The following is an 11,649-nucleotide window of genomic DNA, read 5'->3' as shown; positions in this document are numbered from 1 at the left end:
TCGGGGCAATCAAGACTGACACATCGTCCCCGGCGGTAGTTGCTGGGCTAGCTTCGTCAAAAGTGGGGGCCGCATGCAGTAATGCTGGCCAACTCGCGGCGACTGCGGTGAAAGATCTAGGCGTGCGGTACGGCAGTCTAGCTGCTGGTTCGGTCTCAGCGCTGGAGCAGATCGAGGGTACGGACGCAACTAGTCGGGACCGGCTTACCGACATCAAGAAGAGGCTCTGATGGCTCGCCCAACAGTGAGTCAAGCGCGATCGTGGAAACCAGATGCACTCACAGCGCAGGCAACGGAGTGGTCAACCGGATCAAAAGATCTTAACGGGAAGATCAATGTCGTTGTCAGGAGTATCGACGGGTCGCACGACTACTGGACCGGGACATCTGGTGACTCGATGCGACGCAGCGCAGACGAGATCCACGGCGATGCGCGGAAGGTAGCCGCTGCCCTAGAGCAGGGGGCGACGGCGGCTACCAACGGCGCTGCTTCGATCGGATCGGCGAAAGAGGCTGCAATCAAGTTGATCGATGCTGCTATTGATGACGGCTTCAAGGTCAATGACGACGGTTCGGTCGTAGCGCCGCAGGTATTCAGTTGGCTCGCCTTGTATGGCATCGACGTTCTGGCAGCTCAAGCCGCACGCGATGAGATGGCCAAATCTCTTTCTGTGTTGATATGTAGCGCGCTCGATGCGATCGGCCGCGAAGACGACGCGGCCGGAAAGGCGATTGCTGACGCATTCTCGACACTGCCCACCGCAGGCAAGCCTGGCGAAACGGAAGTATTCATCGGAAGTCCGCCGGGCGGCGGTGACAACGCTGAACGGACGAATGCTGCTTCTACCGCATTCGAGAAGGTATTTGGGCGAGCACCTGCGTCTCCGACGGATTGGCAGACTGCTTCGGCCTTGAATCCGAACAGTTATCTCGATAAGAATCAGGGCGTCCCGCCCGAGATCGTTGTGAGCCGCATCAAGCCAGTACCAGGACAGGGAGTCGTGCGAGCCGGGTTGTTCATTCCTGCGGCTGAGGTCTTCAACATTCCGCATGATGACCTTGGCGACAATCGCGATGAGAATCCGCACTTCGACCCCGAAAGCAGCCGGGTATCGATGCTTGTGGACTACGAGAACGGGCTGGTTATCGCGCGCCAAAATCCTTCCGTCGGTGACACCGGCGCTGTGAACGTCGAAGCACCAGATGTCGACGTCACCCAGCTGGACGACGGAACCGTGCGGTTGCAATACCACGCAGTAAATGCGCTGCCCCCGTTTAAGTCTGAGTATGTTCCGGAGGTCCTGCCCAACAGCTTGGCGGAGGTTTCGGGTGCAACGGTGAACGGTGATTTGATACTCACACCCGGTGACAAGGGGGTCGTGGCGGCGGGGAACATCGGAAACTATCCGTCATTGGAGGTCTATCAAGATGATCCGTCAGGTTCAACCCGAACGGTTTTGCAAGATGCCGCCAATAGCGGAAGCCCGGTCGGACCAATGATGAATCTGCCCTTTCACCATATCGTCGGTGACTACACGAAGTCTCTGGAAGATTTTCAATTCTATGACCCATACCTCGGGAAGCCGCTCGATATCTGGCAATCGACGCCATTGGGCAGCGTAGACAACCCGCCGGTTGCGAGGAGGTACTGATGCGAACTGTTGATGATGGAGGATCGGAATCTCGAGCCGAATTCTGGAAGGCCGCCTCGTGGACGGTCTCCTATTCCCTGGCTGTGGGGATCGGACTTGTGGCTTGCATTGCCGCAGTGATCGCGTCTCGCGACTATTATGCGAGTCCGTCGTTGCGGGTTATCGGTCCCGTGGTTGCACTGCTGATGGCTGGAGTCGCGGCCCTATTATCGTGCGCCGAATCAGCCCCGAAGCGGGGAATTTCGCTGGGCCTTGCGGTCTCTGCGATCCTGCTAGGTGTGGGTAGCATCGTGTTCGCCCTGGAGCACTGATGTCGAGCGAACTGCATCAGACTCCGACGAGGGCCAGCGCCTACGGACCAGAAACATTTCTCGCGGCTATCTGTAGCCTCGTCTTGCAAGGGCTCGCAACAATGGATTTGGTGCCGATTGGACTCGGCGCGTTCATACTTCCGCTCGTCGTCGGCCTTGTTCTGGTGGCGATAGCGGGAAGAAGCAGACGAATCGGTGCTGGTCTGCTCGTTTCGTTGATCACATTGCCGTTCGCAGTGATTGGCGTTTTGATCAGCGGAGGACTCTTTACGCTGATCCATGGGAACTGAGAATCTCACGCAATTGCGTTGTCCGGTCCGATCATCCTCGGTGTGGGGCGTGCGCCATCCCCAAATAAGCAGCACCTGAATACTTCGGCGAGCCAGCAAGATAGAACCTGTCGAGCTCCGCAATCTCGAAGCCCGCATCACGAACCAGCTTGTCGATCTTGCGATTCACATGACATCCGCCGAATAGCGTTTTCTGCACCGGATTCAACCGGTGCTGCCAACTCTGCACACCGGCATCCGGTGCCAGGCCGTGCTCCAGGAAGTGAAAAGTGCCGCCCGGCTTCAAGACTCGTCGTACCTCGGTCAATGCTGCAGCGACGTCGGGAATCGTGCACAGCGTCCACGTCGACAATGCGGAGTCGAAGCTGTTGTCCTCGAAAGGAAGTCGCTGGCCGTCGAGGCCGGACTGAATTACTTCGACCGAGGACGCGGCCAGGCGCTCGCGCGCCAACTTCCACCCCAGCGAGGCCGGCTCGACGGCACTGACGGAAACCAGGTCGGTCGGATAGAACGGGACGTTGAGCCCCGACCCGAACCCGATCTCCACGACGCGACCGGTCAAGCCTGCACACGTGCGATCCCGCAACGGTTCGATCTCCTGTAAACCGCAGGCGACATTGACGATTCGCGGTAGCACATGGTCCCGATAGATACCCATGGTCGTCCTCCATGCTCGTGCGCCCTCTTATCGACAGAAAGCGCACGAGCGGCGGAGCTACTTAGCGCGGTGCCATCCGGAGAGCGCCGTCCATGCGGATGGTCTCGCCGTTGAGGTAGTCGTGCTCGACGATCGTCTGCGCAAGCTGCGCGTACTCGTCGGGACGGCCAAGGCGAGCGGGGAACGGCACGCCTGCCTCGAGGGTCTTCTGGAACTCGGGGGTGATGCCGGCGAGCATCGGGGTCTCGATAACGCCGGGGGCGATCGTGACGACGCGGATGCCGAACTGCGCGAGGTCCCGTGCTGCCGAAATCGTCATCGCGTGCACGCCACCCTTGGATGCTGCGTACGCGATCTGGCCGACCTGGCCCTCGAAGGCCGCGACGGATGCGGTGTTGATGACGACGCCGCGCTGGCCTGCCTCGTCGACGGTCTCGGACTTCGCCATCACGTCGGCGGCCAGACGCATCACATTGAACGTGCCGAGCAGGTTGATGGTGATGACCTTGCGGAACAGCTCCAGATCGTGTGGGCCGTTCTTCGACAGGATGCGGCTGGCCCAGCCGACGCCCGCACAGTTGACGACGATGCGCAGCGGCACGCCCGACTCGCCGATGGTCGCGAGCGCGGCCTTGACCTCGTCCTCGCTGGTCACGTCGGTAGCGATCAGGGTGAGGCCTGCGGGGACCTTGTCGCCAGCGCGCTCGATCGAATCTGCCAGATCGAGGCCGAAGACGGTGGCGCCTGCGTCGATCAGGCGCTTAGCGGTCGCAGCGCCGAGTCCGGATGCAGCACCGGTGACGAGTGCCGCGGTTCCCGAGATTTCCACAGTTGTAACCCCTGTTCCGGCGGCCACCGTCGGCCGCGCAAGTTGGTGCCTGCACCATAACTTCCGAAGCTGGACGTCAGGTACCAGAGCAGACCAACCGAACTCGGGCTTTACGCGGTCAACTGCAGCGGAGCGCGAACCGGCGGTTCCGCCGTCAGCGCCGCGCGACCGATGTTGGCCCGCAGCTGCGCGATCGGCAACGCGCCCGAGGCAAGTGCGCGACGCATCCGTGCGACACCACGCAGGTCAGCGAGTGCGGTCGCAACGATGTCGACACTGCTGTCCGGATCGTCGACCCAGTCCACCGGCACTTCGTGGATCCGCAGGCCGGACCGCTCGGCGAGCACCAGCAACTCGGTGTCGAAAAACCAGGCGGTGTCCTCGACCAGCGGCAACAGGTGCCGCGCGACATCGGTGCGCATCGCCTTGAAGCCGCACTGCGCGTCGGAGAACTTGGCGTGCATCGTGGTTCGCAGGATCAGGTTGTAGCTGCGGGAGATGAACTCGCGCTTGGGACCGCGGACCACCCGCGACGCACGCTGCAGTCGCGAACCGATCGCCACATCCGAATGGCCGGACACCAGTGGTGCGATCAAGGGCAGCAGCCCGTTGAGGTCGGTGGACAGGTCGACGTCCATGTACGCGACGACGGCAGCGTCGGAGGCGCTCCACACCGATCGCAGCGCGCGGCCACGGCCCTTCTGGTCGAGGTGGACAACGCGGACGTCGTCGAACTCGGCGGTGAGACGATGTGCAACCGCGAGAGTGGAGTCGGTACTTGCGTTGTCCGCGATGGTGATTCGGCTCGAAAACGGGATCTCGCTGTGCAGATGGGCGCGGAGGCGACGGACGCACCGATCCAGCGCGGCTTCCTCGTTGTAGACGGGGATGACGACGTCGATGGTGGGGGCGGAGACGGTCGTGTCACGGCCGACTCGGGAATTCGCGAGGACGGTGATGTTCATGAGGCAATGCTCGAACTCGTCGCTGTGGCGGCGCTGCCGGAAAGCTGTGAACCCGCCATGAGCGCGATCTTCAGACAATCTGCATGAATTGCTCAGGGCGGCCTCACAATCGATTCGTACCTTCATCGGCATGAGCGAAAACCACCCCACCGAGCAGTACCCGATCCAGCCGCAGCCTGCTCCCAAACCTGCGTTGTACAAGCGCAAGGCAGTTCTGATTCCGGCGGTAGTCGTGGCGTTGGCCGCGATCGGCGGCGTCACCTGGGCCGCGACCAGCTCCTCGACCGACGGCAGTCCGACCCCGGTCGCAGCCGGCTCGACATCGGTCAGCTCGGAGCCCTCGAACCCAGCGACCTCGAACCCGGCGACCTCGCCCGCGAACCCAGCGCCTGCCAAGCCAGGCCACGGCGGCAAACACGGCGTCGTCGGAACGATCGCGTCGGAGAACGGCGACACCTGGACGATCACGACGCGAAACGGTGCCACCGACACCGTCACCATCACCCCGACCACCGAATTCGGGACGAAGAAGACGCCTCAGCAGCAGTCGCAATTTGCGGTCGGTGATGCCGTGGTGGTCCGCGGCACGACGTCGAACGGAACCACGACGGCCACCGCGATCGCGGAACGGCCGAAGGCAAAGGAAGCCCAGACCGGCTGATTGCTCAGCGTTCCCGTTTCGCGAAGTTGGCCGCACACCTAACATTGGTGCGTAGTCCACACGTCCAGAGAGCGGGAGACACGGTTGAACGCCGCAATTCTGGTTGCCTTGATACTGAACCTTGTGCTGGTCGGCGGGGTATTGCTGCTGGTGCGGCGCATCCACCGGCACAGTACGGCGCTGTCGGAGAAGGTTTCCTCGACGACGGCGCTGGTCGGGATACCTCCGCAGGTCGACTCGGGGTTCAGCGCAGGCAAACCTCGGTTGATCACTGTCGAGATCCTGAATCCGCTGGAACTCGCGGCAACCCAGAACCGATTCGCCGGGATTGCCGGAGCGGTTGCACCGGAGCGAATCCGCAAGATCGTCTACGAGCGCGCTGCCCTGCAGATGACCGAACAGTTGATCGAGCAGGGGATCGACGTGGACGTGCAGGTCCACGTCGGTGCGTGATCTGGTGGCCGTACTCGAGCTGCTGGTGGCGATCGTGTCCATCGCGGGCACGATCACGGCTGCGCTCTGGCTGCACCGGACCGGCCTCCAGCTCAAAGCGACCGGGCTGGCAACTCAGCGGCTGGGCCACATCGCCGAGGAACGGCAACGTCGGATCGAGCGCGCGCGAGAGATAGCTCAAGCCGTCGGCAACACGTCGTCGGCGGTAGGTCTCGGCACCGACGTGGTGCAGGCGAGCCATTCCGCCATCGCGTCGATCCCGTTCGACGTCTTGGAATCGTTCCCCGCAACACGAGCGACCAGTCGGGTGATCCGCGGGATTCACGACGAGACGACTGCCGGCGTGTACCGCGCCATCAACGGTGTGAACAAGGCGATAGGCGACGCGTTCCGCGCACAGAGCCAGCGCGCGCAAGCGCAACTCTCGCCGGAGCCCACTCGCTCCGTCGAGTCGGAGCGGGTGTCCGAAGAACCGCGAAAACCGCACATCGAGCCTGCCCAACCGCTGGCGATCGAGGCCGCCGAGGACGATCCGCGTGGTTGAGCCAACCGAGAACTTCGACGTCATCGACCACGTGGACGACATGGTGGAGGCGCCGGAAGACACAGCGTTGCCACGACGTAATCCGACGTTGGCGCTGCAGCAGCTGGAGTCCGCACTCGTCCGCGCGGACCTCGAGCATCCGGAAGTGTTGACCCGCCAGGAGTTTCGACGTCTGCGCTACCTGTTGACGTTCGCACGAATCACCGACTTCGAGCCCGGTGCTGCCGGTCCCGGCGGTGTGCGCGGACGTGGTGACGTCTCGGTCGGCGAAGAACTCGATGCATTTCGCGCCCTCGTGCTCGACGCACTGCACGATCCGCTGCGTCGAACCACGGATACTCGCACCCGACTGACGCTGTCGAAAGCTGCGCTGACCGAGCTGACCGAACCGCTGGAACTCGAGCGGGAACAGTTGGCGCAGCGCCACTCCGACGATTTCTCGCTCGCCGAACTCGACGCCGAGGTCTGCTACAAGTCGCTGGTGTGCGTGCTGGGCGGCGGTGGTGGAGCCGGCTACGTATATCTCGGCGCAATGGAGCGCCTCATCGAAGAGGACATGCAGCCGTCCTACATGCTGACCGCGTCCTTCGGTGCGATCGTCGGCAGCGTGGTTGCGCGCACCTTGCCCGTCCCGATTCGCGAGTACGTCGATTGGGCGAAGACCGTGAATTTCCGCGGCGTGCTCGGGCCGGAACAACTCCGCCGCAGGCACGGGCTGACCGGGCTGTTCACCCTCCGCTTCGACACCTTCGCCGACGCGTTGTTCCGTCGCGAAGACGGTGAACGAATGCGGTTGAAAGACTTGGCAATTCCGTACGAGACGGTGGTCGCCGGGGTGCGCCGCCAATCGTTCGACCGGCTGCCCGGCAGGTTCCGGCGCTCCGAACTGTCCGCGCTGGGGTTGCGCGCGCTCCCGCTGACCAAGTTCGGCACCGGCCCGGTACTTGCCGCGCGGATGTGGCAGGCGGCGGCGTTCATCGACTCACGGGTGGTCAAGCCGATCGTCCTCGGTGGCGACGACCTGACGGCCGACCTGAACGTAGTCGATGCCGCGAGCTTCTCTTCCGCTATTCCCGGTGTGCTGCATCACGAGTCGCACGATCCGGCGATGGCACCGCTGCTCGATCAACTGATGCTCGACAAGGACATCGCCGCGATCGTCGACGGTGGCGCCGCAAGCAACGTGCCCGTCGAGCTCGCCTGGAAGCGGATTCAGGACGGCAAGCTCGGCACCCGCAACGCGTGCTACTTCGCATGGGATTGCTTTCACCCGCAATGGAATCCGCGGCATCTGTGGTTGCAGCCGATCACGCAGGCTGTGCAACTGCAGATGGTGCGCAACGCGCCGTATGCGGACCGGATCGTACGGTTCAGCCCCACCTTGTCGCCGATCAACCTGGCCCCACCGACGCGGTCGATCGACGACGCCATCGAATGGGGCCGGGCGTCTGTCGAGGCGTCGTTGCCCACGATGCGACACCTGCTCGAGCCGATCTGGTGGGACGGCGACGGTCCGCCCGCGGTCGGCGAACCGGCACCGAAGACGACGTTTGTCATTCCGCAGTCGATGGGTTCGGTGATCGCTGCGGCGCGGGCGGCCGCCGAGCGTGCGACGGGCTGGCAGCGGGTGACCGAACGCCTGCGCAAGTAGTGCGGGGGTCCCTTTTCCGGCCGCTACGCCCATGTCGGAAACTGGTGGAATGCCACAGCAGCCGCTAGCACTCGACGAGCTCGAGAACGGCGCGATAGACGACCCGGATCTGGACGGCGACATCGTCGAAGCCCCCGAGGACGTCGGCCTCACGCATCGAAATCCGCCCCTCGCTCTGCAGCACATGGAGGCCGCGCTCACCCGCGCCGACGTGGAGTATCCCGGAATTCTCGACCGCCAGGAGTTTCGCAGGCTGCGCTACCTGATCGCATTCGCCCGCCTGGACACCTTCGAGCCGGGCGCAGCGGGACCGGGTGGCACTCGCGGGCGCGGCGACGTGTCCGTCGGCGACGAGTTGGTCGAATTTCGCGACCGTGTGCTGAAGACACTGCACGATCCGTTGCGCGCCGAACCCGACCTACGCAAGCGCCTACGCGCGGCGAAAGCTGCCCTCGTCGAACTGATCGAGCCGCTGGAAACCGCTCGACGCCAACTCGCCGAACACCACGCCGACACGTTCTCGCTCGCCGAGTTGGACGCCGAGGTTGGCTACAAATCGCTGGTCTGCGTACTGGGCGGCGGTGGCGGATCCGGGTACGTGTTCTTCGGGGCGATGGATCGAATGGTGGAATCGGGGCTCACGCCGTCGTACATGCTGGGTGCGTCGTTCGGCTCGGTGGTCGGCAGCGTGACCGCCAGGACCCGTCCGGTACCCACCGCCGACTACATCGACTGGGCCAAGACGGTGACGTGGCGCGGCACCATCAGCGCCGGCTGGCAGCCGCGTCGCCACGGCCTGACCGGGCTCGGTTCGCTGACGTTCGACACCTTCGCCGACGACATGTTCCGCCGCACCGATGGCGCGCCGATGCGGATGAAGGATCTCGAAATCCCGTACGAGACTGTGGTTGCCGGTGTCCGTCGCCAGTCGTTCGATCGGCTGCCCGGCCGTTTTCGGCGATCGGAACTGTCGTCGCTCGGTCTGCGGCAGCTGCCGTTCGTGCGCTACGGCGGCAGCGCGATGATGGCCAGTCGCATGTGGCAAGCCGCGGCGTTCATCGACTCCCGCGTGGTCAAGCCGATCGTGCTCGGCGGCGACGAGCTCACCGAGAATCTGAACGTCGTCGACGCCGTCAGCTACTCGGCCGCCATTCCGACGGTGTTGCAGCACGAGTCGAAGGATCCGGCGATGTTCCCGATCCTCGACGAGTTGCTGAAGCAGAAGGACGTCGGCGCGCTTGTCGACGGTGGCGCTGCCAGCAACGTGCCGGTCGAATTGGCGTGGAAGCGAATTCAGGACGGCAAGCTGGGCACTCGCAACGCCTGCTACGTGGCGTGGGACAGCTTCCATCCGCAGTGGAACCCGTCGAATCTGTGGCTGCAGCCCGTCGCGCATGCGCTTCAGGTACAGATGGTGCGCAACGCGCCGTACGCGGACCGCATCGTTCGGTTTCGACCGACCCTGTCGCCGGTATCGCTTGCACCACCCAGCCGGGCCGTCGATCGCGCTGCGGGGTGGGGACGGGCGACCGTCGATGCGTCGCTGCCGATGGTCGAGCACCTGATGGAACCGGTGTGGTGGGACGGCGAGGGGCCGCCGAAGCCGCCACGGTCGCGGAAGAAGGCGAAACCGTCGGTGGCGCGACCTGTCGAAGAGGTGTTGGCCAAGCGCGCCAAGGATGGATCGGGTCTGTTGGCGCGGTTCGCACGCCGGGGCACCAAGCACTCGTAAAACCGCCACCAACCGCTGGTCAATGTAGTTTGACGGGCTCACTATCCGCGTCGGATAGTGAGCGGGTGAGTACTGCAGTGGCAGCCGACGGCAGGTCTCGATCGGCCTCGTCGGCAGCACTGCCGACCGAGGGTCGACGCCCGTGGGTGCCCATTGCGCTCATCGTGATCATGGCGGTGGCCGCGGCGTCGTACTCATGGGGAATCGCGTCGCAGACGCCCGAGCTGTACTACGCGGCAGCTGTGCGGTCGATGTCGATGAGTTGGCACAACTTCTTCTTCGCCGCCTTCGATCCCGCCGCCACCGTGTCGATCGACAAACTGCCCGGCGCGTTCTGGTTGCAGGCGCTATCGGTCAAGCTGTTCGGCGCGCATTTCTGGGCCTTGATCCTGCCGCAGGTGATCGAGGGTGTGCTGACGATCTTCCTGCTGTTTCGGGTGGTTCGTCGGTTGTCGGGTACGACGACGGCGGTGCTCGCCGCAGCGGTCGCAGCCTGCATGCCTGCGACGGTGGCGCTGAATCGCGGCAACATCTCCGACACCCTGCTGATTCTGCTGTTGGTGTTGGCAGTCGACCTCGCGGCGTCGGCAGCGATAGACGACAAGCCCCGCAATCTGATGTTCGCGGGATTCGTTGTGGGCGTGGCATTCCAGGCCAAGATGGTGCAAGCGTGGCTGTTGCTGCCCATCTTGGCGCTGATGTGGCTGTGCACCACACCCAAAGGGGCACTGCGGATTCGGCTTGCCTGGACCGCGGGAATGGGCGCGATTGCCGCAGTGGTATCACTGAGCTGGTTGGCGGTGGTTACCGTCGTTCCCGTCGCGAACCGACCGTACGTCGATGGCAGCCAGCACAATTCGCTGTTCGAACAAGTCTTTCAGTACAACGCATCGAGTCGCGGTGCCGGCGCGTTCGATGTGGGCGCCGCCAACATCGACGTCGGGAACGGGCGCACTCTGCGCGATCTCCTGGTGCTCGGACCTGACAGCCGGTTCGACCACGTGCTCGGCGGTGGTGGCGGGCGGATGATCGGCTGGCTGGTCCCGTTGGCACTGATCTGCCTGGTGTGGCTGTCTGTCATCGCATGGCGGCAGGGGCGGCGAGACGGTCGGGTTGTCGCACTGGTCGCGTGGGGTTCGTGGCTGTCGATCCATTTGATCGTGTTCTTGGCCGTCGGCACCGTGAACGGGTATTACCTAGCGGCACTGACGCCGCCGATCGCGGCCCTGATAGCAATGGGCGCAGTGGAGTTGGGCCGCGTCACCGATCGTCGGGTGCTCGCGATCGGCGCTGGGTTGGCGTTGGCCACCGTCGTCTACGGCTGGTGGCTCCTCGATTCCGCGCCCAGCGCGATCCGCTGGATAACCGCAGCCGTCGGTGTCGTGTTGTGTACGGCCGCTGTGCTGTTGCGCGGTCCTCGATCGGCGGGCCTACTGTTGCTCGGCGCCTTGGTCGCACCGGCAGTCGCATCGGCGTCGGTGGTGTGGGACAACTTCGGTCCGCTCGATACACCCTTCGAATCCAGTGCCGCCCGCGACGTCACGCAGAAGTTCCTCGGCGACGCATCGCGTTCTGCCGCACCGCTTGTGGACAAGATGCAAAGCAGCCAAGGGCCTGGCGTTTACCCATTCGCGACCTACTCGTCGACCATTGCGTCGCCGTTCATCTTCGCGACCGGCGCCGAGATCCTGCCGATCGGTGGCTTCACCGGGACGGTGCCGTCACCGACGGTGGATCAGCTCACCCGCATCGTCGCCGCGGGCCGAGTGCACCTGGTGCTGGTCACCGCGACCACGGACGATCGCGTTGCCTGGGTGCGCGCTAACTGCAAGGCACTCGATCCCGCCGATTCCGTTGCCGGTGTTCTGCCGTACTACTGCGGCAAGCCGACGCCACAGAAGTAG

General features: G+C 64.0%; 10 protein-coding genes and 1 pseudogene. 8 read left to right on the top strand and 3 right to left on the bottom strand.

Features of this window, described 5'->3' with window-relative positions; translation table 11 throughout:
* Positions 1–397 precede the first annotated feature (397 nt).
* Together FOY51_RS02215 and FOY51_RS02210 are read left to right on the top strand one after the other, a co-directional pair.
* Positions 398–1,651 (top strand): hypothetical protein, encoded by a 1,254-nt coding sequence (locus FOY51_RS02215; protein ID WP_149428546.1) that lies wholly within the window; start codon positions 398–400, stop codon positions 1,649–1,651.
* A 310-nt stretch (positions 1,652–1,961) separates the two neighbouring features.
* The gene (locus tag FOY51_RS02210) at positions 1,962–2,252 is read left to right on the top strand and encodes a hypothetical protein (RefSeq protein WP_149428545.1); all 291 of its coding nucleotides are present in this window, start codon (positions 1,962–1,964) and stop codon (positions 2,250–2,252) included.
* Between the two features lie 31 nt (positions 2,253–2,283).
* Here FOY51_RS02210 and FOY51_RS02205 read toward each other — a convergent pair whose 3' ends face one another.
* The 3 genes and pseudogenes from FOY51_RS02205 to FOY51_RS02195 form a co-directional block, all read right to left on the bottom strand.
* Positions 2,284–2,910 carry a class I SAM-dependent methyltransferase gene (locus FOY51_RS02205; protein ID WP_149428544.1) on the bottom strand — a complete coding sequence of 209 codons (627 nt, stop codon included), beginning with the start codon at positions 2,908–2,910 and terminating at the stop codon, positions 2,284–2,286.
* A gap of 61 nt (positions 2,911–2,971) precedes the next feature.
* Complete coding sequence (locus tag FOY51_RS02200; protein ID WP_149428543.1) at positions 2,972–3,739, bottom strand: SDR family NAD(P)-dependent oxidoreductase; 768 nt, start codon at positions 3,737–3,739, stop codon at positions 2,972–2,974.
* A gap of 140 nt (positions 3,740–3,879) precedes the next feature.
* A pseudogene (locus FOY51_RS02195) lies at positions 3,880–4,704 on the bottom strand (dolichyl-phosphate beta-glucosyltransferase); the annotation flags it as partial.
* A gap of 130 nt (positions 4,705–4,834) precedes the next feature.
* On the opposite strand from FOY51_RS02195, the gene FOY51_RS02190 reads away from it, so the two are divergent.
* The 6 genes from FOY51_RS02190 to FOY51_RS02165 all read left to right on the top strand — a co-directional run bounded on the left by FOY51_RS02190 (position 4,835) and on the right by FOY51_RS02165 (position 11,649).
* Positions 4,835–5,365 (top strand): hypothetical protein, encoded by a 531-nt coding sequence (locus FOY51_RS02190; protein ID WP_149428541.1) that lies wholly within the window; start codon positions 4,835–4,837, stop codon positions 5,363–5,365.
* A gap of 84 nt (positions 5,366–5,449) precedes the next feature.
* Positions 5,450–5,818 carry a hypothetical protein gene (locus FOY51_RS02185; protein WP_149428540.1) on the top strand — a complete coding sequence of 123 codons (369 nt, stop codon included), beginning with the start codon at positions 5,450–5,452 and terminating at the stop codon, positions 5,816–5,818.
* Positions 5,811–6,362: a hypothetical protein gene (locus FOY51_RS02180; protein ID WP_149428539.1), complete on the top strand. Its 552-nt coding sequence runs from the start codon at positions 5,811–5,813 to the stop codon at positions 6,360–6,362. Before FOY51_RS02185 ends, FOY51_RS02180 begins: the two co-directional genes overlap by 8 nt.
* A gap of 40 nt (positions 6,363–6,402) precedes the next feature.
* Positions 6,403–8,013 (top strand): patatin-like phospholipase family protein, encoded by a 1,611-nt coding sequence (locus FOY51_RS02175; RefSeq protein WP_149428847.1) that lies wholly within the window; start codon positions 6,403–6,405, stop codon positions 8,011–8,013.
* 49 nt (positions 8,014–8,062) lie between these two features.
* The gene (locus FOY51_RS02170; protein WP_149428538.1) at positions 8,063–9,745 is read left to right on the top strand and encodes a patatin-like phospholipase family protein; all 1,683 of its coding nucleotides are present in this window, start codon (positions 8,063–8,065) and stop codon (positions 9,743–9,745) included.
* Positions 9,746–9,810: 65 nt separating this feature from the next.
* A complete protein-coding gene (locus tag FOY51_RS02165) occupies positions 9,811–11,649 on the top strand; it encodes an ArnT family glycosyltransferase (protein WP_149428537.1) in 1,839 nt (612 codons plus the stop codon).

The sequence above is a fragment of the Antrihabitans cavernicola genome, assembly GCF_008297975.1.
GTDB lineage: Bacteria > Actinomycetota > Actinomycetes > Mycobacteriales > Mycobacteriaceae > Antrihabitans > Antrihabitans cavernicola.
The sequence above is the reverse complement of the archived record's forward strand: the minus strand, read 5'-3'. Positions and strand labels throughout refer to the sequence as shown.